This is a genomic window from Paenibacillus puldeungensis (assembly GCF_042678945.1).
In the GTDB taxonomy this organism is placed as follows: Bacteria; Bacillota; Bacilli; order Paenibacillales; family Paenibacillaceae; genus Fontibacillus; species Fontibacillus puldeungensis.
In genome coordinates this window covers 553119-578231 of record NZ_JBHTLM010000001.1, presented here as the reverse complement: position 1 = coordinate 578231, position 25113 = coordinate 553119, and the positions used below count along the sequence as shown (strand labels likewise).

18 protein-coding genes are annotated in these 25113 nt (G+C 48.0%); 4 read left to right on the top strand and 14 right to left on the bottom strand.

Annotated elements, in window-relative coordinates:
- Positions 1–58 precede the first annotated feature (58 nt).
- A complete protein-coding gene (locus tag ACFQ3W_RS02430) occupies positions 59–1981 on the top strand; it encodes an FAD-dependent oxidoreductase (RefSeq protein WP_379316224.1) in 1923 nt (640 codons plus the stop codon).
- 102 nt (positions 1982–2083) lie between these two features.
- Here ACFQ3W_RS02430 and ACFQ3W_RS02425 read toward each other — a convergent pair whose 3' ends face one another.
- Positions 2084–3340, bottom strand: a complete 1257-nt coding sequence (locus ACFQ3W_RS02425) for an MDR family MFS transporter (RefSeq protein ID WP_379316394.1) — start codon at positions 3338–3340, stop codon at positions 2084–2086.
- A gap of 222 nt (positions 3341–3562) precedes the next feature.
- On the opposite strand from ACFQ3W_RS02425, the gene ACFQ3W_RS02420 reads away from it, so the two are divergent.
- Positions 3563–4909: an amino acid permease gene (locus ACFQ3W_RS02420; RefSeq protein WP_379316222.1), complete on the top strand. Its 1347-nt coding sequence runs from the start codon at positions 3563–3565 to the stop codon at positions 4907–4909.
- Positions 4910–4985: 76 nt separating this feature from the next.
- Positions 4986–7292, top strand: coding sequence for a poly(ethylene terephthalate) hydrolase family protein (locus tag ACFQ3W_RS02415; RefSeq protein ID WP_379316220.1), 2307 nt, complete (start codon positions 4986–4988; stop codon positions 7290–7292).
- A gap of 203 nt (positions 7293–7495) precedes the next feature.
- On the opposite strand, the gene ACFQ3W_RS02410 is transcribed toward ACFQ3W_RS02415, so the two are convergent.
- Together ACFQ3W_RS02410 and ACFQ3W_RS02405 are read right to left on the bottom strand one after the other, a co-directional pair.
- Positions 7496–10399 carry a family 10 glycosylhydrolase gene (locus ACFQ3W_RS02410; RefSeq protein ID WP_379316218.1) on the bottom strand — a complete coding sequence of 968 codons (2904 nt, stop codon included), beginning with the start codon at positions 10397–10399 and terminating at the stop codon, positions 7496–7498.
- Positions 10400–10708: 309 nt separating this feature from the next.
- Positions 10709–12034, bottom strand: coding sequence for a glycosyltransferase family 2 protein (locus ACFQ3W_RS02405; protein WP_379316216.1), 1326 nt, complete (start codon positions 12032–12034; stop codon positions 10709–10711).
- A gap of 164 nt (positions 12035–12198) precedes the next feature.
- Here ACFQ3W_RS02405 and ACFQ3W_RS02400 point away from each other — a divergent pair, with 164 nt between their 5' ends.
- Positions 12199–12378, top strand: coding sequence for a YjfB family protein (locus tag ACFQ3W_RS02400; RefSeq protein WP_379316214.1), 180 nt, complete (start codon positions 12199–12201; stop codon positions 12376–12378).
- Positions 12379–12443: 65 nt separating this feature from the next.
- Here ACFQ3W_RS02400 and ACFQ3W_RS02395 read toward each other — a convergent pair whose 3' ends face one another.
- The 11 genes from ACFQ3W_RS02395 to gtfA form a co-directional block, all read right to left on the bottom strand.
- On the bottom strand, positions 12444–12884 hold the full coding sequence (locus tag ACFQ3W_RS02395) for a 2-oxoglutarate dehydrogenase E1 (protein ID WP_379316212.1): 441 nt from the start codon (positions 12882–12884) through the stop codon (positions 12444–12446).
- A 56-nt stretch (positions 12885–12940) separates the two neighbouring features.
- Positions 12941–13822 (bottom strand): glycosyltransferase family 2 protein, encoded by an 882-nt coding sequence (locus tag ACFQ3W_RS02390; RefSeq protein ID WP_379316210.1) that lies wholly within the window; start codon positions 13820–13822, stop codon positions 12941–12943.
- Positions 13823–14107: 285 nt separating this feature from the next.
- The gene (locus ACFQ3W_RS02385) at positions 14108–14287 is read right to left on the bottom strand and encodes a hypothetical protein (RefSeq protein WP_379316208.1); all 180 of its coding nucleotides are present in this window, start codon (positions 14285–14287) and stop codon (positions 14108–14110) included.
- 718 nt (positions 14288–15005) lie between these two features.
- A complete protein-coding gene (locus ACFQ3W_RS02380; protein WP_379316207.1) occupies positions 15006–15812 on the bottom strand; it encodes a Nif3-like dinuclear metal center hexameric protein in 807 nt (268 codons plus the stop codon).
- Between the two features lie 21 nt (positions 15813–15833).
- Positions 15834–16727 carry a carbohydrate ABC transporter permease gene (locus ACFQ3W_RS02375; RefSeq protein WP_379316205.1) on the bottom strand — a complete coding sequence of 298 codons (894 nt, stop codon included), beginning with the start codon at positions 16725–16727 and terminating at the stop codon, positions 15834–15836.
- An 11-nt stretch (positions 16728–16738) separates the two neighbouring features.
- Entirely contained in the window at positions 16739–17659 is a 921-nt protein-coding gene (locus ACFQ3W_RS02370; protein WP_379316203.1) for an ABC transporter permease, read from the bottom strand.
- 26 nt (positions 17660–17685) lie between these two features.
- Positions 17686–19230 carry an ABC transporter substrate-binding protein gene (locus ACFQ3W_RS02365; RefSeq protein WP_379316201.1) on the bottom strand — a complete coding sequence of 515 codons (1545 nt, stop codon included), beginning with the start codon at positions 19228–19230 and terminating at the stop codon, positions 17686–17688.
- Positions 19231–19348: 118 nt separating this feature from the next.
- Complete coding sequence (locus ACFQ3W_RS02360) at positions 19349–20947, bottom strand: helix-turn-helix domain-containing protein (RefSeq protein ID WP_379316199.1); 1599 nt, start codon at positions 20945–20947, stop codon at positions 19349–19351.
- A gap of 1 nt (position 20948) precedes the next feature.
- Positions 20949–22682 carry a sensor histidine kinase gene (locus ACFQ3W_RS02355; RefSeq protein WP_379316392.1) on the bottom strand — a complete coding sequence of 578 codons (1734 nt, stop codon included), beginning with the start codon at positions 22680–22682 and terminating at the stop codon, positions 20949–20951.
- Between the two features lie 119 nt (positions 22683–22801).
- Positions 22802–23608, bottom strand: coding sequence for an alpha/beta hydrolase (locus ACFQ3W_RS02350; RefSeq protein WP_379316390.1), 807 nt, complete (start codon positions 23606–23608; stop codon positions 22802–22804).
- Positions 23609–23644: 36 nt separating this feature from the next.
- The gene (gtfA, locus tag ACFQ3W_RS02345) at positions 23645–25108 is read right to left on the bottom strand and encodes a sucrose phosphorylase (RefSeq protein WP_379316197.1); all 1464 of its coding nucleotides are present in this window, start codon (positions 25106–25108) and stop codon (positions 23645–23647) included.
- Positions 25109–25113 lie beyond the last annotated feature (5 nt).

The window sequence follows — 25113 nt, the reverse complement described above, 5'->3', positions numbered from 1 at the left end:
GGCTGAGGTTGCCCCCAACCTAATATTGTGAAAAAAATTACAAGAGGGAGATTTGATCATGCAAAGACACATTAGGAAAATCGCCAGACCTGGTATCATGTTTCTTGTCTTCACCCTGGTCTTTTTGGGCTGCTACTTTGGCAACTTCCAAAATAGCGCTGTCGGTGCTGCAAGTAAGGCAAGCCCAAGCTACAAAGCAGGGACGTATACCTCTACAGTTAAGGCCCGCAACGGCGATCTTAAAGTCAAGGTTACTTTTACCAGCAATGCCATTACAGATATTACCGTTGTAGAAGAATCCGAAACGGAAGGTTTGGGGAAACCGGCTTTGAAGAAGATTGCTGACGAGATTCTCAGTGCACAGCATTTGAACGTCGATGTTGTATCCGGCGCTACCTCTTCCTCGAAATCGATGCTGGAGGCTGTAGCAGCCGCAGTAAAACAAGCCGGTGGCAATGTAGATGCTTTGAAAAAAGCGAAAAAAGCAACTGTCGTAGCTAAAAATGAAGAAATGACGACCGACGTTGTTGTTGTCGGTGGAGGTGCCTCAGGTACAGCCGCCGCACTGGCCGCAGCCGAAAAGGGCGCGAAGGTCGTAGTTCTGGAAAAAGCAGCTACGCCAGGTGGAGCAGGTCGTTTCTTGGCAGAAGGTCTGCTCGCAATTCAAAGTGATCAACAGAAAAAAGCTGGAGAAACCTACACGGTCGATCAAGCCTTCGATTATTTAACGAAATATACCCACTATTTGAGCAATGGGGAATTAACCAGAAACATTCTAGAGCAATCGGCATCGACCATCGATTGGTTAGCTAAATATGGAACGGAAACCAAACTGATGGAGAACACTCAAAAGTCCCACATCGGCCTGCCGGTCACTTACCATAAATATGTGGACAAGAATAAGGCTTTTGACAATATGTATGCCAAGCTGAAGGAAATGGGCGGTACGCTGCTGACGAACACCGCCGGCAAAGAGCTGATCAAAGACCAAGCAGGCAACATTATCGGTGTTATCGCTCAAAAGGCAGACGGAGGCAAGTTAACCGTTCATGCGAAAAAGGTTGTTTTGGCGACAGGCGGATATGCCGGAAGTGACGCCATGATTAAAAAGTACTTGAACGTCAGCAACTACACAACGATGGCTTATGCCAACAATACCGGTGACGGCTTAACGATGGCACAAGCGGTTGGTGCCGACGATTTCAACATCAATGCCGTAGCTGTACACTCAGCGCTCATTCCTAGTAAAGACCCGTCGGTTTGGCAAGGCTCAACCGGTCAACTGCTCAACCTGCCGCTAATGTGGGTTAACCGCGAAGGCAAACGCTTCGTCGATGAAGGCGTTGTCTACGACTTCGCACTCTGGGGTAATGCTGCCGTAGCTCAAGGCGGCGAATACTACGTGGTCCTGGATGATGCAACGATGAAACAACTATCCGAGCAAGGCTCCGATCTGACAAACTCCTTCGAGAAAACGTATCTCGTAGGTGCAGGGGTTGATACGAAGACCTCTACCGGAAAAGTTGCTCCAATGAAGGACCTTTACGACTCCATGGATAAAACGATCAAAGCCGGCGCAGCATTCAAAGGTAATACGATCGAAGAATTGGCTAAGAACATGGGCGTTGATGCTGCAAACCTGGTAGGTGCGGCTGCCGATTACAGTAAATCCGTGAAGAGCGGAAAAGACTCCGAATTCCTGAAAAATCCGGCCTACATGAAATATTCAGTTGAAAAAGGACCATTTTACGCTGTGCAAGCTGCCGCTTTAGTGGAAGATTCCATCGGCGGAATTCGAGTTAACGGTTCCCTTCAAGTCATGAACGGGCAGTTCAAACCAATCTCCGGCCTATATGCCGTTGGTTGTGACGCTGGCGGGCTTTATGGTGATTCTTACCCAACGTTTGAAGGACTAACCTTATCCTTTGCCTTCAACTCAGGTCGTCTAGGCGGATATGCCGCTGCAAGCTCCATGAAATAATCGGGTTAGAGCGAACAAACTTTAAGTGGAACGCAAAAGCCGATGGAGCACTATTTGCTCCATCGGCCTTTGTTGTATATAGGCCTTTTTCTCCCTTTTCACTTAAGTGCAGCTTTGGGTCTTCTCTGTTTGCGATGAATGGTCTGCCCCGACTTGAGCTGTTCTTAAATGGCGATTCGCAATCAGCAGGAAAGGAGTGCCGCAGGCGGTCGTGAGCGCAAGGATCGTAAAAATCAGCAGCGCGGAAGACGCACCGAACGCATCGAGCAAAAATCCGCCCAACAGCGGCGCAATCACATTGCCCAAATTGTTGAAGCCGAATACCCCGAAATAAGTGCCTCTCAGCTCCGGCTTGGCAATGCGATCAATCAGCACATCGGTCATCGTAAACATCAGCACTTCCCCAATCGTAAACACAACCACTCCAACCATAAACGCCCAAATGGTATGAAACATGCCAAAGAGCAACAAACTGCAGGCAACAAACAGATTACCCGCGATGAGCAGCACAATGGGAGAAAATCGGCTGGCTAAGCGAACAACGGGGAATTGAACGGTCAGCACTACGATGGCATTAAGGGACAGCATGTATCCAAACCACTTGGCTCCATCCGTGATTTCCGGGCTCATCTCCATGTACTGTGCCAGCGTAGAACTGAAATGCCCGTACCCCAGCACACAAAAAATCATGCCGATCAGTACATATACAAATGTGCGATCTTTCCCGGTCACCTGCAGCGCTCCTTGCAGTGTTAGCTGCTCACCAGTTTCCTGATCGGCTGTACCGATCCCTTTATGAATCAGAAACTGCAGGACCAGAACCAGCCCGTAGCATAAATACACCAAGCCGGCGAAGTAAAAGGCCGTTCCCGATTCCGAAGCTCCTAGCTGCAGCCCCAAAATAGGCCCGGCCACAACACCTAAATTAATGGCTGCGTAACGCAGATTGAACACGAGCATTTTGCTCTCCTGCGGCGTAATATCGGCAAGCAGCGCACGCGAGGTCGGTTCGAACAGTGCCCTGCACAAACCGTTTAATGCATTCATAAGGAAGAAAATCCAGATTTTATCCGCCAAGGCAAACCCGACGAACACGAGTACCCAACCGAAGATGGATATATAAAGCACTTTCTTTCGCCCAATAACATCGGAAATGTATCCCCCGTAGAAACTGGCGAACACGCCGATCAGCGAGCTGACGGCAACCACGATCCCCGTCTCGGCAGGCGTTGCTCCCATCGTTTTAATGAGGTAAATCGACAAAAAAGGAATACTCATGGACGTGGCCATGCGGCCAAAAATCGTACCTATTATAATCGTCCAGGATAAAGGGTGGATATTTTTAAGAAGTTGATTTATGTCGTTCGCCTCCGCTACACGTGAGAGTCAAAACCATTACATAATTAAAACCGGGAAGTAAAATTTTGTCAAGAACATTCAAAGTTGCGCGCTACAAAGCGGATATTCCAAAACAGGATACAATAAATCAAAGCGTTATTGTTCCTCTCATCGAGGATTTGGTGTAATATAAGTCAATACAACTTGTTGACTATCTTGTGTGTTCAGGGGGCCCTACAAACAGTGAAATCAAACGAAACCTCATTACAAAAAAAATTGCTTCCACGGCACATCAGCTTTATGGCGATGGGCGGTGTTATTGGAACAGGTATCTTTAAAGGCAGCGCCGAAACGGTAAGCTTGGCCGGACCCGGCGTTATTTTCTCCTATGCTTTTGCCGGTCTATTGCTCCTTGTCGTGATGGGGGCCATCGCCGAGATGGCTACTGTTTACCCCGGCCTGAATATGAAGGATTTTATTCGTAAAGCATTCGGCGAGCGAATCTCCTTCATTATCGGTTGGCTGTACTGCTTTATGTGGCTGGCTGTCTGTGTCATTGAAGTGATCGCAGCCGGGAGCTTTCTGCAGTTTTGGCTTCCAGATGTACCTCTATGGATGCTTAGTTTGGCTAGTGCAGCCTTTATTATAGCGATCAATATGATGAGTGTCGGCGGCTACGGAGAATTTGAATTTTGGCTAGCCGGTATTAAAATTGCTATGATCATCGTTTTTATCGTGCTGGGTGCCGGTCTTCTGTTTGGCTTCATTCCCGGTACTGAAGCGCCTTTCCTGCACAATTTCACAGCCTACGGTGGTTTCTTCCCCAATGGATGGACAGCCATCTTCTCGGCGTTGCTCGTCGTTATGTTCTCATACGGCGGCTCTGAGTTAATCGGGCTTACACTTTCGGAAACTCAAGATGCCGAAAAGGTGCTTCCTAGGGTCGTAAAAAGCTTTATTCTGCGGGTCATTCTGTTTTACACACTGCCGATTCTCATCATTTGCGGTTTGATTCCCTGGAATAGTCTTAATGGAGAGACAAGCCCCTTTGTGCAAGTACTAACCACTGTCGGTTTGCAGGGGGCGGCGCATCTTATGAATTTCATCTTGATTACAGCGGTATTGTCTGCGGCAAATTCCGGTATTTACGGGGCTACTCGTATGCTTCACTCCATGGCCACCGGAGGCGAAGCTCCGGCTTCACTCGCTCGAATTTCTGCAAAGGGAGTTCCGGTCAATAGCCTCAAGCTGAGCGGAGCCATCCTCATCCTCGGTTCGACGTTGGCCTACCTGAATCAGGCCGGCTTGTTCAGGCTGCTTATGGCGGTTCCGGGCTTTGTCGTGCTGCTTGTGTGGATCACAATTTGCCTAGCTCAAGTGAAGCTTCGCAAAAGCTACCCTGTCGAACCGGGGTTTAAAGTATGGGGCTACCCTTACCTTACGATCCTGACGGTGTTTTGCTTGTCCGTTATCGCGTTGCTATTTCTGTTCGACGCGCAAAATCGCATCAGTATCGCCGTTTGCATCGGCGTGCTCATTGTGCTGATCGTCTGGTCATCTATTCGATTTAAGCAAAGCAGTCGCCGATAAACCTGGATTCACCTGTTCCTCCTTTGAATATAGCATGCTACAATAAAGAGAAGCCGTTATATAGATGGAGGATTTTATGGAACTACAGATTCAGCTGCAGACCGAATCTGCCAAAGTCAAACCGACTTTTCGCTCCAAGCTGGCCCGTCGGGTCCGCGGAACTTACCGATATGATACCGCCTTTTGGCGTACTGCTATTGCCGGTCCCTGGGGGGCCGGCATGTTCGCGTTTATAATGCTCGCTTTAGGTATGCCTTCAGGCCTTGGTGTCGGTGCCGACGTTGTGCAATATCTCTTTGTCGGTACGATGTCAATGTTCCTCATTGCTAATATTATCGCTGTGCTGTTTGCCTTAGTTGGACTTCCGGTTCCTCGCCTATTTGTCGGAACCGTGATCTATGATGCATTCATCATTTTTGTAATTTTTTACTTCAATGAAGTCTCATGGACAGCCGCTATGATTGTCGCGGGTATCTTGACAGTGGCCGGGATAATCTGCGGGCTGCTCGCTGGTATACTTACGAGCCGGAAGTTTCAAATGCGAGCCAAGGTGGGAGCTTTAGCTGCTCTCATGTTGGCCGCGGGAATTCTGGTTGCAGTAGATCATACTGAATCCATATCTTCATCAAGATCGGTCTTTCAAACAGATCTGACAGATCGTGACAGTGCGGATGAACTGGAGCTAACGATTCCCAAGTTAAGCGACAACCCTACTAAGGCTGGTCCGTACCATGTAGCCACCTTCCAATACGGGAGCGGGAAAAATTTCTGGCAGCCGGAGTATGGCAAAGATGCCGCAGTGTTTTCCATGCCCGTGGATGCCTCAGAATACATTAAAAAATGGCCGCAGTTTCGTAAGATGTATTGGGGCTTTGATCAGCATACCCTGCCTTTAAATGGCCGCGTGTGGATGCCTGATTCTGCGGAAGCCAGCGGTAAGCAAGGCCCATTTCCGTTGGTCCTTATCGTGCATGGCAACCACCTGATGGAGGATTACTCCGACGACGGGTACGGTTATTTAGGGCGACTGCTGGCCAGCCGGGGATTCATCGCCGTATCGGTGGACGAAAATTTTCTCAATTATTCCGTATGGACCGGGATTCCAGACAATGACATGAAGGTGCGGGCTTGGTTGCTGCTTAAGCACCTACAGCAAATCGGGCAGTTTGCGAAAGAGCCCGGCAACCTTTTTTACGAAAAAGTTGATTTTAGCAATATTGCCTTGATCGGTCACTCTCGTGGTGGTCAGGCCGTAGCAATGGCAGCCGATTACAAGGATTGGTTCGGTAAAGACGCTATGCTGGACAATCTGGAACAATATCACATCCAATCGGTAGTGGCGATTGCACCTACAGATAAAATGGTTGACGGAAAGCTTACTAGCCTGAAGGATGTTAACTATTTAACGCTTCAGGGCGCGAGAGACGGGGACGTTAGCGATTTTGACGGGGACCGGCAGTACAGCCGTACAACCTTTTCTCCAGGCTCTTCCCGGTTCAAAGCATCACTGTACATCGCCGATGCTAACCACAGCCAGTTCAACAGTAGCTGGGGGGGCCGCGACGTAAGCTTGCCGAAAGGCATCCTGCTCAGCCGTAAAGGCATGCTGTCCGCTACAGAACAGCGGGAAATTGCCAAGCTGTATATTTCCGCCTTCTTGGAGGAATCACTTCACCGGGATGAGCATTTTCTTCCGCTGATGCGTGATTATCGATCCGGCCTCGCCTGGCTTCCGGTTACGGATTACTATAACCGCTTCGAAAGCGGTGAGTTTGGAGCCTGGGCGCGGTACGATGAAGATTTGAATCGAACAACGATTCCCGGAAACGGAAAAGCTGGTGGTAACGGGCTCACATGGAAGGAAGAAGAGGCCCGAAATCGTGGCAATTCAAGCAAATCCAACCGCGGCATCGTGCTAGAGCAAAGCGGGAAGACGGACAAAGCCGCTTACTCTTTACAATGGGAGCATGGGGCACCTTTGCCTCCCGCCGGTCAAGCCAACATTTTGTCCTTCTCCATGGCGGACCGAAGCTTTGAGCTTCATGATAGTGTTGCTTCGGATCAAGCCGCCCCGGTTCATGTAGATGTAGAGCTTGTGGACGGCAAAGGTGTGAGCGTACGCCTCCCCTTATCCCGCTTTATGCCAGTTGTCCCTTTGCCCGCTACTGACTTTACCATACATCCCTGGTTTGATGAACACCTCTCGGACGGAAAATACAAGCAGCCTACCGAGGTCGTATTTCAAACCTACAGGCTGCCGCTAACGGCCTTTACAGGGGGCAATAGCCGTTTTGACCCATTTACAGGCATCCAGAAGCTATCCTTCTATTTGAATGGCGACAGCCCTGAAAAAGTAATGCTTGACGATATCGGCATGTATTAACACAAAAAACGCTTATTCCACATTCATCCTCTCTAGGATTTGGAATAAGCGTTTTTCGGTTTATCTTGCGTCTCGAATGAAAAAAACCGAAGAAACCATCCCGTAAGGGAATGGTTTCTTCATATCTATCAATTAAGAAGAGGGAGTATCTTTAATATAGCGTCCGTTCCTTAAAAGAACATTATTGAAACCTGAAGAATAAATTAATTCTTTAGCTTCAGCTTAATCGTCACGGACTTGCTAGGCTCACTCTCATTATGCAGACGGTCCACCGCTGTAACGACATAGGTGTACGTTTTGCCCCGGACAGCTGACTTATCGATCCAGACCTGCGTTACGCCGTCTGTTTTTCGGAACGTTCCCAGCAGATTTGACGGCTCCTGAATGCTTCCTTCATCTTGCCCTTCAAACCGGTAAATGGCATAGTAGGTCTCGTCGCCGGACGACTTCCAGCTAAGTCTGACACCTTCGGGCGCTTTGTGGGCCTTCATCTTCTTAGGCGCCTCCGGAGCCTGAGAATCGATCCATGGCATCGCTGGAACCAGAGCAGGATAACGATACAGGTCATTTTTCAACCGGTCGGTGAATCCAAGCGGGTTCTCGGCAAACCATTTGCTGCTAAAATACATGCTGCCTTTAACCGCCTCGAAGTTCCGGTTATAGTTCACCTGGTTCGGCATTTCGTCCGGATTCGACCAATCTGCGTTCGAACCGATCCGGTAAACGGCCTGCCCGCTGTAAAGATGAACAGGATGGCCGGACACCGTGTTGCTCCACCACTCTATCAGCTTATCGTAGGCGGCAGCGGAGTAGCCGATATTCCAATAGATTTGCGGCGTGATGTAATCGATCCATCCTTCCTCCACCCATTTTTTCGAATCGGCAAAAATGGCATTGTAGCTTTCGAGCCCATTGGTCTCGGAGCCAGCCGGATCGCTGGATTTATTTTTCCAGATGCCAAACGGGCTGATCCCAAACTTAACATAGCTTTTCTCTTCCTTAATAGAAGCGCTTACCTTTTGAATGAACTCGTTGACGTTATTTCTTCTCCAGTCACTCTTATTGGTGAAGTTTCCTTTATACTGCTCAAAGGTGTCTTGATCCGGGAAGTCGACCCCCGCTACAGGGTAAGGATAAAAATAATCGTCAAAGTGTACGGCATCGATGTCATAGTTTTTGACTACCTCCATAACGCCGTCGATAATAAATTGCTGTGCTTCCGGAATACCCGGATTGAAGTACAGTTTGCCGCCATAAGCCTCCACCCACTCCGGATGCTGTCTGGCCGGATGATCCGCTACCAGCTTGCCTATGTCTCCTTGAATGCTGATTCGATACGGGTTGAACCAAGCATGGAACTCCATGTTGCGCTTATGGGTTTCCTGAAGCAGGAATGCCAGCGGATCGTAGCCCGGATCCTTTCCTTGCACGCCCGTCAGCCACTCGGACCAAGGACCATACTTCGACGGGTAGAAGGCATCTGCCGTCGGCTTGATCTGCATGATGACCGCGTTCATTCCGGCAGCTTTTAGCTGATCCAGCAACTCTATAAACTGCTGCTTCTGCTGCTCCGGATCGGTCACACCTTTGGCCGGCCAATCGATGTTGTCCACGGTTGCAATCCAAGCCGCTCTCATCTCGGCCTTCGGATACTGCGCCGGTTCGTTTACTGTGATGTAAATGGAGCTTGTTTTTCCTTGATAAGATGCCGTAATTCTGGATGAACCTACCTTCAAACCGGTGACACCCCCCTTACTATCCACTGAAGCGACCTCCGGATTGCTACTGATGTAAGTCACGCCTTCCGTAATCGTTACAGGCTGTTCCATCCAGGAATAGGTGGCGGAAACGACCGTTTCAAAGCGGTCACCGATCGTGACCGAGGACAGCCCTTTAAGCTGAATGCTTTGCAACACCGGTACCGGGTCCGTTACCGTTACGGTATGCTGCGCGGAGATTCCGCGGTACTGCACATTTATCGTTGCCGTCCCTTTAGAGAGGGCCTTTATGCTACCCGCCTGATCTACCGAGACCATATTCGGCTGATCGCTGACATAGCTGACTCCATCCGTTACAAGGATAGGGTCGCTTAATGCGCCTTGACCTGAACCGGGATAGACCACATTAGTCCTCATCTTACCGGCTTCGCTCGTTTCCAAATGAACCGGGCCGGCAACAAGGAGCTGGCTAGCAACCGGGACATCAGACGTAATCTTTAGCTCGTAATGGACCTTCGGCGCATCATTATACTCAGCCGTAATCGTCACCGTCCCCGGCGCTACCGATTGAATGGTGTCATAGGTCACCCCCGTCACCGTGGCGATTCTTTCGTCGCTGCTTGTCAATTTTACGCCAGAGGGTATCTGGATCGGCTCTGTTTGATTCTCATAAGTTGCAAAAATTTGGGGCTGAGTCGTTTCTCCAACACCCATTGGTGTCAAACCGCCCATCTCGAGACCATAAATTTGTGAATCCGTGTAAAAGGCGGTCAGCTTGTCAAAGTAAACCGTCCCGCTATTTTTATTCGTATCTTTCAGTTCTGCGATGTAAATTTGATTGATTTTCAGAGGAGTCTGGATCGTAGAGGGAACAGCAATTTTGATGTACTTCCAGCCTTTCCAGCTGAAGCCCGACGTTCCGGTAAGGTCTACCGTTTGCTTTGCACCTGAGCCGTCCTGCAACTGTGCCCGAAGCCAGTGGTTGCCGCCGTCGCCGTATACCCATAAACCGAAGGCTTTCGGCGAACCCGGCACGCTTCGTCCAACGGTTCCGTCCGGGTCTTTGAAGTTCAGATAGGCAGCCGAAGTGCCTGATTCGCTTCCGGTAAAGTCATAGGATAATTTAGCTGCATGATACCCGGAAAAGATCGTATCCGGCCTCCCCGCCAGGTCCAGATTTGCTTTTCCTCGGACCGCAGTTGCCGCCAGATTGTTCGTGGCTTCGAAGTCTTCTACGACGAAAGCATCAGCAGAGTTTGAATCAGCGTATACCTTTGCTGCCTGGCTGCCCCACCCTGAAAAAGCCGAACCGAGCAGGAGAGTTAGTGCTAATACGAAACATAGGCTTGACTTACTTCCAGTACGATGGCGTACCGTTGTCACTGTCATTCATCAATTCACTCCTTTTCCCATGATTGGTAGGCTTCGTCTTGCTGCTAAAGCAAACACCCAAGTCACCACGCCGAGTTCATCCATCTCCCTTCAGGTCCCGACCAAATTTATACGTTATAACAGGACACGATTTTATTTTTCTTTCCCCTCTATCATATTGAAATTTTATTTCACATTGCAATAGTTTTTTAAAAATTTATTCTTCATGTAGCTTTTCTTAGAATCAGGCTCTACCGAAAAAAAAGAAGCCCTCTCCAACTCTTCGTGAATTAAACGAGAGCTTGAGAGGGCTTTTCTTCATTCTTCTTACTTCCACACCCGCTTCCGTTGCAATACCTCCTGAATATAGCCATACACGGAAACCGGGCTCATAATCATTTGATAGACCAGGACATAAGCGAAGAAGCCTCTAAGATTCTTGCGGATACGCAGGTTAAGCGTTCGGAACACCTGCTTCTGAAATCGGTACAAAATATAGTTTTGTGCAAAGGTAAGCGGCAGAACGAACAACGTCGTCGGTCCGACGATCCAAAATATACCGAAGAACGCGAGAACAAGTCCTGGGAGCCAACAAAACGTATATACCACGTCCAGATAAGGCATAAGCAAATTGCAGCCGGTCAAATATTTCGTATATTTAGAGGGCTGCTGCCACGGCTTGACGATTTTCAGCGCCTCGATCATACCTCGGGCCCAGCGGCTCCGTTGTCGGACCAGATGTCGAAAAGATTCGGGTACGTCCGTAAAAGCAACTGCCAGCGGTTCGAAATAAACCTTCCATCCTTTAGCGAGGAAGTTCCAAGTTAAGACGATGTCCTCGCCGATCGCATCCGGCCATCCGTTTACAGCGCGTACTGCCTCCGTTTTGTAGAGAGAGAAAGCGCCTTGCGCGACCAGGGTTCCCTGGAACATACCCTGCAGCCGTTTAATGCTGGCGATGCCGAGGAAATAATCCCATTCCTGAACCTTGGCAAAAAAATTATTGCGGCTGTTGCGGACGAGCACCGCTCCGGCAACGGCGCAAACCTCCGGCGGAGCTGAGGCCATGCGGGAAACAATGTGCTTAAGCGCCCATTTGTGAAGCAGCGTGTCGGCATCGAGCGTAATCATCAGCTCTGTGTTCACCAGGCTTAGAGCCCGGTTGAGAGCATGATTTTTCCCTGGCGTCTTCTCTTCAACCACTCGCAGATCGATACCGAGTTCCTCTCCCGCAGCTTTTGCAGCTTCAGCCGTTCGATCAGATGAATTATTGTCGATAACGATCACTTCAATTCGGCCTTCATACTCCTGCTTAACAACATACGACAACGTAGTATGAATGCTTTTCTCCTCATTGTGGCAAGCAATTAGCACGGTAATCGGCAGCTTGGGGTTGCTCTGCATTAGTGGAGGCTGCCGGTCGAGCAGAAGGCTGGATACCATAAAGGCGTTCATATAGCCGGGAATATACGAAATCCCCGAGATAATCAGGACCGCCGCAGGCCATGAAATATAACGGGCAAAGTCGTTTAGCCAAGGAATCGACAGCACTATGGAAAATAACATCCACAGAAGAGCTACGATATGGCTGAAATTGTATTTTTCATTCACAGAAATATAGTAAGTTTTGGGATTGTCATAGCGCCGTTTCATGCTGTGCCTCTGTTCTATCAAAGTGAGAATAGATTTATGTAATAATAACTTTAAATTATGACTGCTTACAAATAAACTGGATGTTTTAACCGGTGCGATAATTATGGCCCAATTTATAAATATGTCTATAAATGCCGATAGAACGGTTAGGAGGTGGTGACAAGATGGATATCGCAGCAGCATCTACATCTATGAGTCAAGCAGCGCTTTCCCAGGCCGTGGGAATACAGGTTCTAAGCATGGCGAAGAACCAAGCTGAAACACAAGGTCAAAATCTCGTTCAAATGGTGGAAAAAAGTTCAGTTCATCCTAATCTCGGAAAAAATCTTGATATTAGAGTGTAGTCTAAAAAGTGGGGGCCCGCAGAAGCTATTCTTCTACGGGCACTTCTTAGATTTGTAACGTTTTTTTATAGCAGCAATTTTCCATCCCAGTTCCATAAACCCTGCTTTCCTATGGCTGGAACCGGCTCCTGAAGCTTGCGAATTTCCGTCAATTCCCAGGCAAATCGCCCTGTAGCAAAATCACCGAAACCATATTCCTGACCGGTTATGATTCTTTCACTGTGGCCTAAAATCGCAGTCTCTCCATCGTTTTCCAGCACCGGTTGGCATGCCACAAGCCTGCAAACTGCCACAAACGCACCTGTCGGTAGACCATCAATTGTCAAACCATAGGCTGCTAGTATTGAACGAATCGGCTCCTTTTGGCAAATCGCCTTATCGAGCTGTTTCCCGGCATGAATCGCGAGCTCCCCGCGATAACGGGTCACCCATCCCCGCGTTTCAAACCTTTTCTCTTGGATCGCTATCAAGGTTGCCCAAGGCTGCCGGATCGTAATGCAGCGCATGCAAACGCCTCCTCATAGAACTAAATAGTACCCGCTACTAACCATTAGCCGTTAAGTTAATAGGGCAGATTTGATATGCATCTGGAAAAAGCTAAGTTCAGCATCTCTTGATTGTATACTTGATATTTTCGGTTCTGTTCAAGAACCCAATTTGCAAATCCAAGGGCTCTTGCATAATTATTATAATCCCCGGCATTGATTTTGAACTCCATGAAATCAAGCATCATTTGATTCTCCTGATCCGAAAGCTGCAAGCCTAGCTGTGAAAATTGTCTTTGCCGAACCTTGCGAGCGGAATCATTCTGAATTGCTTTGAATCTATTTGACACCTGACCGCTGTGCAAGCGATAGTACAACAAATTGATGGGAAGGTTCGCTGTTTGAATCTGCGGAGCAAGGCGATTCCAAAGCTCGTAATCTTCCGCATGGGGGTAGTTGTTGTCAAAACGGACGCCAAGACGTTGAACCATACTATTGCGCATAATAACAGTCGGGTGACAAATGCAGCAGTGGAACAGAAGCCAGGTTCTGATTTCATCGTGATGGATCGGGTTCACCTTAGGTCTACCTCCGATAGAGGTCGTAAAGGCTGCGCCGCTAAGCTCTATAGACGGATTTTGGTCCATAAACGTTACTTGTATGCCTAGCCGATCTGGGGTGGACAGATCATCGCTGTCCATTCGGGCGATATACTCGCCGGTGGCCATACTCAAGCCCTCGTTAAGCGAGGACACCAAACCTCTGTTTTCGGGATGATAAACTTTTTTAACTCTAGGATCCGCTATTTGTGAAATAAGATAGGCTGAACCGTCCGTAGAACCATCGTCTATCACAATCAACTCAAAATCCGTATACGTTTGCACTAAAATGCTGTGGATGGCCCCCTGAACAAATTTCGCATTGTTATAAACAGGCATAATAACTGAAACTCGCGGCACAAAATCCCCTCCTGAATATTAATATAGGATAAAGTATGAGAGAAAGATTTGTGCCGTTTGGACGATCGATAGGGCTCCCTTAAATAAGGCTATCTTCCATGAGCCACATATAACGAGATTATGCCCAATACTCTATCAGAAACACGGAATATAGAATATAGAAAGCATAACAGCAGCAACATGCGCTCAAAAAGAAAAAAGCCACCCCCAAGGCATATATCAGAAGGGCAGCTATCAAAATTGCTGTAGATTGGTTAGGTGAATTATAGGTACTTGTGGTTGTTTTCAGCCCTTTTCAACAAGCTCCAGCTTTTCGAGGATCTTGATCGTCGTAATCGCCGACAACCGAACAGCCAATTCTACATTAGCCGCTAAAATCCCCTCTCCTTCTAAAGCTTCTTTGTTTTGGGAGAGCAGTTCGCTCGTCACTTCATCTAACAGTTTATGTACCATCATTTTGTCCATCAAGTATACCCCCCTTCGTCAAACGACAATGGTTTGCTCTATATTAATAATTTCGACAAAAAGACGGCTTATCTTTAGGAAGTTTGGAAACTTACAACAAATAGACATTGAACAAGATGATAAATTCTCATTTGTGGGATATTATTACATTAATTCATACTGATCACAGTGAGGTGATTTTAGGATGAGATACATAAGTGATCGACAAACTGCTCCTGTATGGACGAAGATACTTGAACTAGCATTCTATAGTATTATTTTTGCCAGTGTACTAGGCTATTGTATCGGTTATTTTGTGAAACACGGCATCTAATTGCAAAAAGTGCAGCTATTTTGCTCAAAATCCCCATTTTTTCTATTTTAGTTGCATTTTGTACACCTAAACGAAGCTCAAAGTAAGTTTACCGGCCTACGGTGCCCATTTAAATGTACTTTTTGCATTTAGCTTGCCTGTTCCTCGCGATAACGCAAATCTAGTTGTACTAAATACAATTAGATTCGCACGGCCCGCTCCAAATGAGCGGCAAATGAGATGAACTCATATACGAAACCATGTATACGCGGCTGTTGTGATGGTTGCTCTTGGTGACCACTACCTGGCCACACAACAGACATTCAGTTCTAATAGTCAGTCGCCAATCATTCGTAGTGCACGCTGAAAAAAAGGCAGCCAGGTACCTGGCTGGCCTTGACGCGTCTCTTTTTTCGATGGGAGATCCTACAAATATCGGAAAGGCTCCTTCGCATCAACAAACGCGACCGGAATGCCGCTCACAAGCGGCTGCAGCCAATCCGCCATGTGCTTCATCCCCCATTCCTCGCTGCGCTCATGTCCAACGACCAGCATCGACTTGTTCATCCCCAGCATCGCGGCGTCATTGACGTAGGCGCACAGCGTCCATTCCAGAATCTCACCGCAGATCATGACGTCCAGATCCTGATCCCGCATCAGTTCCATCGGCATCTGCTCTCTTCCAAGTCCCAGGCTCCCGCCGCCGACCAAAACCCCGATGCGAGAGCACGGCATTTCCGGGCGGCCCACCAGTTGAAGCACGTCGATAGACAATTTCCGCTTCAGGAAATCCGCCAATTCTTCGACCGTTGTCCGGTCTATAACATAAACCCAAGGCTTACTCTCCTCAGCAAGTCGGTCTTTCCATCCGAGTTGTTGAATAAGCCCGTCATATATCCGATCTGTTTCAGCCATGTGCATATGATCATGATAACGCCATATGGCGATGCCGTGATCGTCGATCAGCTTCTTCTTGGCGAGATAAACCGGGTCCTGCCGAAGCCACTCGAGTTCGTCGTTACCGGTAAAATAGGTGGGTTCGTGCGTAATAATCAGGTTCGCCCCAAGCGCAATCGCCTCCCTAATGACGTCAACAGTCGCCATAAAGCTCGTTATGATCCCCGTTACTTCCTGGTTCGGGTCGCCCGACGCCAACCGGTCGAAAGTGTTTTCGACACGTTTATCACCGCAGGAATCTTCCAGAATTCGATTAATGACTTCCTGTACTTTCATGGGCATAGTCTCCTTTCTGCTTTATCCTTTAACGGCGCCGATGACGACTCCTTTAGTCAAATACTTCTGCAGGAACGGCAGCACGATCACGATCGGCAGTATACCGATCACCGCCATGGCCATGCGGATGGCTGTGCTCGGAAGCTCAACCGTACCCGCCCCAAGCACACTGCTCGCCTGACCGGATTTCAGAAACTGAATATTGTTCATCAAACGGATCAGCATATTTTGAATACCGTAATATTCCGGCTTCGTAATAAAATAAAGCGCATTGATCCAATCGTTCCAATAAGCCAGTCCCATGAACAACCCGACGGTGGCCATGACCGGGACGGATAAAGGCAGCATAATTCGGAAAAAAGTCCGCATCTCGGACGCCCCGTCAATTTGAGCAGCTTCGGTCAATTCGGCAGGCACGTTATTTTGGTAGTAATTGCGTATCAACAGCACATAAAAACCGTTAGTCAACAAATTGGGGACGATGAGGGCCGCCAGCGTATCCTTGATATGCAGATATTTGGTCCACATGATATAAGAAGGGACGATTCCTCCACTAAACAGCATCGTAAAGAAAACGATAAATGCTAATGCGTTGCGATATTTGAAATCTTTCCTGGACATCGGGTATGCCAGCATGCTCGAGATCAGGAGCCCACCAGCCGTTCCGAGGATCGTAACGAGAAAAGACACGCCGTACGACCTAAGGAAAGTCGAAGCCGAGGATACCATATAAGCATAAGCATCCAGACTCAGTTTATCCGGAAAAAAGCTGTACCCGTCCCGAATCAACGCCGATTCATCCGTAAATGAAGCGACCAGGATCAAGATGAAGGGTACAAAAGCAAATACCGTAAGCAGCACCATTACGACTGCAGAAAACCCAGTGAAAATTCTTTCGCCTTTCGTTTGAATCATGGCGTTTCCTCCTAAAACAACGCGTTTTCCGCGTTTATCCGTTTAACGATCGCATTCGCCAGCATGACCAAGACGAAACCGACCAGCGATTGGTACAACCCGGCAGCGGCAGACATCCCAATGTCATTGACCTGCATGAGCGCACGGTACACATAGGTGTCAATCGTTTGCGTCGTACTGTATAAAGCCCCTGCGTTCATCGGAACCTGATAGAACAAACCGAAGTCCGAATTGAAGATCCGACCGATCGACATCAAGGTAAGAATGACGACGGTAGGCTTTAGAAGCGGCAGGGTGATGGTCCAAATCTGTTTAAGCTTGCCGGCGCCGTCGATTTTCGCGGCTTCATAAACGCTCTTGTCAATCCCTGCGATAAATGCGATATACACGATGGATCCATAGCCCGCCGACTTCCACATTTGAATGATAACGAGCAGGAAAGGCCAATACTTCGGCTCAGAATACCAATTGATCTCCGAAAGGCCTAGCGGGCGAAGGATGGAATGGTTAATGAATCCGCTATCCGCATTCAGGAATGCGAAAACCAGGTAAGACAGTACAACCATCGAAATCAGATTCGGCAGCACAAGCCCCGACTGAAACAGCTTGGAGTAAGCTTTGCTGAGCAGTTCCGACATCATAATGGCAATGAAAATTGAAAGTATAGTTCCAAGCACGATGAAAGCAACGTTGTACAATAAAGTGTTTCTGGTCATAGTCCAAGCATCGGAGGTCTGAAACAGAAACTTGAAATTGTCGAACCCGATCCAATCGCTTCGGAAAATGCCCTTGGCATAATCGATGTTTTTAAAGGCAATGAATACACCGGCCATGGGAATGTAGCTGTTCAAGATAAAATATAGCAGCCCTGGAGCGGCTAAAATCAGAAGCGGAAGTGTCTTTTTTAGCCCCCTGGATTTCTTGATCATCATAGCGGTTTTCTCCCTTAAAATCGGTTTTATTTTCCGTTATTCTGAGCGGCGATCCATTGATCGAGCTGCTCCTGCTTGCTGCGGATAATATCCTCGGCACCTGCATCATTCAAGGCCTTCACAAACTTCGGAATAGTCGTGTCGGGATCGAGTACGCCGCACATGAGTCCTGGCAAATACTGATTGACGACGTTTGTGACGGCACTCATCTGCGTTTTCACCTTGCTTGGATCAAAAATAAAGCCGAAATACGGGGATTTCTGTGTCTCTTTGTTTTCCTTCAGCTTCAATTCCACGTCAGACCAATTGACGCCTTCCAATTGATATTGCAACGATTCGGAGCCGACGATGCCGGTACTGAGCATAGCCGTGTAAGCGACGGTGTTCGCATCCTTGCCTTCCGGATATTTCACGTGATGCTCGTCGACTTTTACATAATCTTCGCCTTCGATCCCATAGAGGATTGTGTTGATCAACTTCTGATCGGTGTACAGCAGGTTCAAAAATTTCACTGCCGCTTCAGGAGCCTTCGACGTGCTCGATACCATCCAGCTGACCATATTCACTGCCCCGGTTTCAAAATAGTAAGGAGCTATCCGCTTCATCTCCAGATTTTTTCCCGTCTGGGCGCTTAATGCCTTAGCTGCTTCCAAACCGCTGTATCCGCCCATGAAGGAAAAGCCGCGTCCGGAAGTGATCATGTCAGAAGCTGCGATTGAAGTAGTGGCCGCATCCTTCTCCAGATAGCCTTTATTGAACCAATCTCTCATCATCTTGGCGCCGTCTTTGAACACGTCGGTATCGTAGAAGTTGCGCACTTTGCCCTCGTCGCCGATAACGACGCCGATCCCGGTGGTGTCTGACAAAAAGTCGACTTGATGCGAGCCTTTTAACAGCAACAGGAGCGAGGTATCGCTGGGATTAACATTGATCGGGCCGAATGGAACCACATCCGGGTGCTTTTGCTTAACCGCTTCTAAGATCGCCGGCAAATCGTCGGCCGTGCGGATATCGTCTGCGGTAAACCCTGCTTCTTTCAGCATGTCAGCGTTGTAAACGAAATTCGTGGGGATCGACATGCCCTTATTAACAGGGATGCCGTAAATATGGCCGTTCATGGTGGTCGCCTTCAGCATGTCCGGGCCGAAGTCCTTATCCAGAGTGGCGGTCAATTCTTTCCCGTATTTGGGGAGCAATTCCTCCAGCGGATAAAGTTGATTCTTGGATACGTAGCTGGTAAATTGCCCGAGCGTTGTGAACAAATCCATCTGCTCGCCGCTCTGCAGCGCCAGATTTACCTTCTGAGCGTAATCGACCGGACCGTACAATTTGTAATCGATCTCTACGCCGATCTTAGGAATCGTGATCTTATTGATGGCATCCGTAATCCGCTTCATATCATCGGGAATTCGGTTAAAGGATGGCATGGCGAACACGATTTTCTCCACTTTGGCGCTCGTGGCATCGCCCGAGTTTGCCTTGGTCTCGCCCGAATCTTTGCCGCAAGCCGCTAAAATCGAACTGCACAGCATGACGGACAACAACAAAATAATTCCCTTTTTTCTCTTCATATTTGCTTCGTTCCCCCATTCGTATTTGTCTTCGTGTTTAGTTTATCGTTTTGAACGAAGCCTCTCTTTAAATAATCCGACATCTTTTTTCAAAAAAAAGCTCAGTTGCCTGAGCTTCTCAATGATCCGGCTTATGCTTTGCGCGATAGGCGTTTGGAGTCTCTCCCGTCAGCTTTTTAAACACCGTGGAGAAATACGAAAGGTTATCGAAGCCGGTTTCCGTCGCGACCGCCCCGATGCTCACCGGTCGTTCCACCAGCATGCGCTTGGCCATTTCGATTCGATGTGCATTCAAATATTCGATGATCGACATCCCCGTTTCGTTTTTGAAGGTTTTGGACAAATAATCCGGCGTCAAAAAAACGCTGGCCGCCACGTCATCGCGGCTCATATCCCAATGATAATTTTCGTGGATAAACCGTTTCGCCCGCTCGACAACACCTTCAGATTGCAGCGTTTCCTTGAGGGTTTCAATCGTTTTTTCTGTAATGAGATGCGCCCACTTCATGAAATCGAAAACACTGTGATCGGACCTTTGGAGTAAACGTTCTGCGACATCATCGGAGAACAGCCGGTGGGCCTGAATATTGTTTTGAGCCAGAAATGCATAAACCACTTGGAGAAAATCTTCGCGTACTAAATGCAGCGTAACCGCATCCAGTTTGTTTTGAGCGGCAAGCCGCTCCAGCGTATTCTTCAGACGATTTACAATTTGCAATTTGTCTTTCTGGGCAAAAAGCATCGTATACAGTTGGGTATCGAGCGCATAAGTCTCCGTCGTATCGTATTGGAATCGGTCGTTTTGAAAATGTACTATTCCCCTGAAGATCAGATTTGACATGTTCGTTTGTTCCAGTTCCGCTTTGCACTGTGCCAATTCTGAAATGTTCTTCTCTTCGCTAATGTAGCAGGTGGCCACGCATTTCAGATATTGTCTGCACAGCCGGACGAGCCGCTCGCCGTTTGCTTTCAGTTTTTGTGCATCCGTTCCGCCGTCGATGATAATCGCATGGTAAATCTGATTATTCTGTTTATAGGGGATTACACGGTCTGGATTAGGCCGATCGAACATAACCTCCGAGCCCAGATTGGACAAGGCGTAGTAAAATACACTGGCATTCCAGTGTTCATCGATTTCGGATGCCGCGACGCTGATAAGAACCAAAGTAAATTTTTGATTCGCGGAGAAAGGCAAGTCCCTTCTGAGTATTTCTTCCTGGATAAGATCCGGCCGCGTCGAGAGAGTAGAGGTCAATACGTCGCTCCAGAAGCTTTTCTCCACCAAATCTTTGTTTCTTAACCAGGTCAACCCGTGTTTGCTGTATTCTCCGAGCGTTCTTCTTCGCTTGAGCGCCTCGACCGAACGAAGCAGTGCTTCCTCCAGCTTGCGCTCGTCGAGCGGTTTGATCAAATAGGAATCCGCATTATACGTTAAGGCGGTCGATGCGAATTCGAAGCTCTCATGGCACGTAAAAAAAATAAAAGCACAGTCGTACCCTTGCTCCCGCACCCATTGAATCATTTCTATACCCGATCCTCGGGGCATCTCGATATCGCAAATTATTAGATCGGGCGCGCCGTCATCAAAGCAGGTTTTGGCCTCCAAAATGTTGTATGCTGCCACCACCTGTGAGATGCCGTAATCGTTCCAGCGAACGATATCACGAAGAACCTCGACAGTAGGTACATCGTCATCGATCAGTAAGCAGCGCATCATTTCACCCCTTTAAGATATCATTTCCTTGTTCGGCCTGGATCGGAACCCAAAGCTCTACCTTGGCTCCCAGCGGCTCCGCGTTAGATAGTTTCAGCAAGTCCTCGCGCTTATACAGCAATTGAAGCGTGCGGCGGATATTCGCAATACCGACATGACCGCTTGCTTCGATCGGCTCCATGCTCGAAAGCTCGGCGGCCTGCAGGACGGCAGGCGGAAAGCCACCGCCGTTATCCTCAATCACTACTTTGAGGAACAGCTTGTCCTCCCTTTTTTCCAGACCGGTACGGATAAAGATGGAAAGCATATCGCCGTAAGTCAAAGCATGCTTAAATATGTTTTCGACAAAGGTTTGTATCATAAATTGAGGGATATGGATACGCGTTGTGGAGAAATCGATATCCGTCATGTAAAAGATCTGGTCCGGGTAGCGGATTTCCTGCATACTCACGTAATTGGCCACGTGTTTCATTTCTTCTTCGAGCGGAACGAGGACGAGCCCCTCCTTAAACATGTACCTCAAGTGCCTGGATAAGAATTGAATCAGTTTCCGGATTTCCTCATTTTTGTTTTGGTACGTCAAACTGTTAATCGTGGATATCGCATTGAGAAAAAAGTGGGGCCTGATCTGCATTTGCAGGTATTTCAATTCCATGCGGCTCCGCTCGATTTTTTCCTCGTATGTGTGGATTTTCAAATCCGTAATTTCGTGAACCATAGAATCGAATGAATGAAACAGCTTCATAAACTCGACGGAATAATGTTCAGAGGGTTCCGGGAAATCCACTCTCCCCTTCTCAACTTCTTTCGCTGCTTTCACCAATTCCAGTACCGGCTGCAAAATATCCCTCGCCAAAAACTTCAACACCAGCGGAATCGCCACAATCGAGATAACGGCCAAAGAAATAATGAACCATTGAATCAGCTTTAGCCCGGAGAAGATGCTTTGTTTAGCCATCATTTTAGTGATTCCACCAAATTCGGCAATCGGTTCCGAAATGAACAGGTGGCTTTTCTTATAGCGTTCCCGCAAATCTCGGAACGATGATGATTTTTCCAACAGACTCGGATCCGTCGAAGCAAGAACGCCACCTTCCCGGGTACTAAGTATATAAGGACCTAGTTCATGCCCTTCCCTGCTGGCGATAGCTAATAGGGAATCGGCTTTGACAAACGTTCCAAAACTGACATTCCCATAGGTAATAAAACGGAACAAATAATGTGCCCCTTGAACCTCGAAATCCGTCCATTCATCGATGGTTAGGCTCGGATCGGGGAGAAAAACATGCCTGTGCAAAAAGTCCTCGATATTCAGCTTATCCTTCCAATGGAACCGGTTTCCAAATTGGACAAGCGTAACTGCGCCTTCAGGTAATTTGATGAACACCCCGTCACTGGAGTCGCTGCTGGACATTTTGGCTCTTATGGCATCCAGCAACTGCATTTCTCTAAAATATCGGCTGCTCTCGCTTAGGTGGTCGTATTCCATGGCTGCGTCGATATTGTTTTCGAAAACCTCGGTAAGGTCTTTAGAATAGAGGTTTAGCTTGCTGCGTATATTCTCGACGTATATTTCCAGCGTATTTTGCGAGTTACTAAGGGATTGGGTTCGAACCACTTCCAGCGAATAAATGTTGCTGAGTAGCAAAACTGAAAACAAAATAGCCAAGATGATCGTTAATTGAACGAATAATTTGAACACGATGCTCTTTCTAGTAAACAATCCTCGGGATTTCATCAAGTGTCCTCTTCCTTTATTTGGCTATGGTCCGAATATGAGACGCCCCTGATGAAAGCGTACCTGGGCAAATGCCGCATGGTCTCATCAGGGGCAGATTATTATAGCAGAAACTGAGTTCAGTTGGTCGATTTTGCATCGGTGATAGCCCACTCGATGGCAGGCCCTATATATTCATTCCAAAAATTCCAGTCGTGTGTTCCTGCACTCTCTTTATAAAAATGAGGAATGTCCTCCTGGATTAAATAATCATGGAACTTCTGGTTTACGTCAAGCAAAAAATCATCGGTCCCGCAAGCCATGTAGATGCTCGGGAAGGAGGAGCCCGTTTCCTTCAGTTGCTTGGCCAGCGCTTCCGGATCTCTGTCGCTTCCAAGAAGCCGGTCCAGATCGCCGAAAACTCTCTTATAGTAATTGTAATCGGCGATGAGATCCTGATAGCCTGGGGCCAGACCAGCTATGTTGTAAGTAATAAGCGCCGACGACAAGGCTATGATCCGACCAAATTGGCCGGCATATTTCAACCCGTTCCTAATCGCTCCGTACCCTCCCATAGAGAGTCCACCTATAATGGTATCTTCACGGTTCGTGGACAATGGAAACATCGAGCGAGTAAAATCAACCAGTTCCTTACCCAAGAATTCCCCGTAAAGCTGACCTTTATCCTCATCGTCCAGGTAAAAGTTGTTCTCCCCAGAGGGCATAAATACGGCGATTTTATATTTGTCGGACAGTTCCCGAATTCGGGAAAAATGAATCCAGTCCGTATGACTGCCGGAATATCCGTGCAGCAGATACAACGCCTTCAAAGGACGGACTTCCTCTACCACAGGTTCACCTGGAATCGGCAGAGTGTCCAAAGGAATCAGCGCACTCAGCGAAATTTCTCTTTTCATGCATTGTGAAAAAAACTGGATATGCAACATTGCCACGATTTTACTCCTCCTTCGTCTTCAATAAACTCAAATTCGGTAATCTACCAAACGGCCGTCTGCGTCGACGTATTCGATAACCGATTCGCTCGTATTCAAATTCACCTTGAGCAGGCAACGCGTATCGTCCTTGCTCCAAACGAGCTGAATTCCACTCCCCGGCGACTCCAGTACGCGAAACTCTCCATCAAAGGCTGCGTAAGTATTGCGAAAACGAATCAGCTTCAAAAGTCTTTGCACGACTTTCTTCTCCAACGCACGATCAATTTCCTCTATCGTATAGTTGTGCCGGTTGATCTCTCGCCCTTCTCCCGTCAACTTCACGCGATCCGTATCGTTCGCTCCAGCAAGCAAGCCTGTATAGTATACCTGAGGAATTCCAGGGGTAAAGAGCTGAATCGCTCGCGCAGCGAGGTATGCGTCGTCATCTTCACCCAGCGCGCTGTAATAGGTGCAGCGTATTTGGTGGACGTCAAAGCCATCCTCGGCCTTATGTTCGTCGGACAAGATCAGGCTGAGATTGGCCCCTCTTTCCACGCAAACATCAACCAACCTGCGTGCCGATTCGGAGTCAATGAGGTCGTCGAGATCCGGCTTAACGGGAATCCCGTCATGACAATCCAACATGGTGAATTGTTTATGCGGCCGAACCTTCAGATAAGCTCGCAGTTCTGAGGCATCTTTCGTGACGAGCGCTTCGAGGATGCGATATGGCAAAATAAAATCGTATATCCAAAAGCCATGTTCCGCCAGCTTAAATTGCGTGGAATAATGCGCATGGACTTCCGGCAGCAGTTCTATGTCGAGCGAATCAGCCAACTCTTTAATCCCGTCAAGGAACTCATAGATTTCCGGCTCCACGAAAAAGCAGCTTGTACCCAGCTTCTTGATGACATATCCGACAGCGTCCAGCCTAACGATTTTAACGTTTTGCTTTTTAAAATTTTCAAAGAACGAGCGCAAAAGTCGCTGCGTCTTCGGTGAATGAATATCCAGGTCGATTTGCTCTGAAGGGTCCGTCTTGCCAAACGTCGTCCACACCTTCTCTTCCTTGCCGCCGATGTTGAAGGTTGAATATGGCAAAGCGCGGCGCAAAAACATTTTGTCGATGTCCTCTTGAACCGGCTCCCCGTCTTCCCACACTTTATCCAGCGTCAGAAACAAATCAGCATGCTCGGAAGCCCGGCCCTTGGTCAGAAAGTCCTGAAAATACGGCGACTGCTTGGAAATGTGATTTACCATTAAATCGACGAGGACATCAAAATTGTCGCCGATGGCGCGAATGTCCTCCCACGTCCCGAAGCTCGGTTCGATCTCCAGATAGGTGAGCGGCGCGAACCCGCGATCCCCGGACGAAGGAAAGGGGGGCAGAATATGAACACCACCCGTAAAAATATCGGCGAAATGCTTTAACAGCATTTCATTTAACGTTTTCAGGTTTCCGCCCATGGAATCGGGATACGTGATTAATTGAACCTTATTTTTTAGCGCCATGTTTA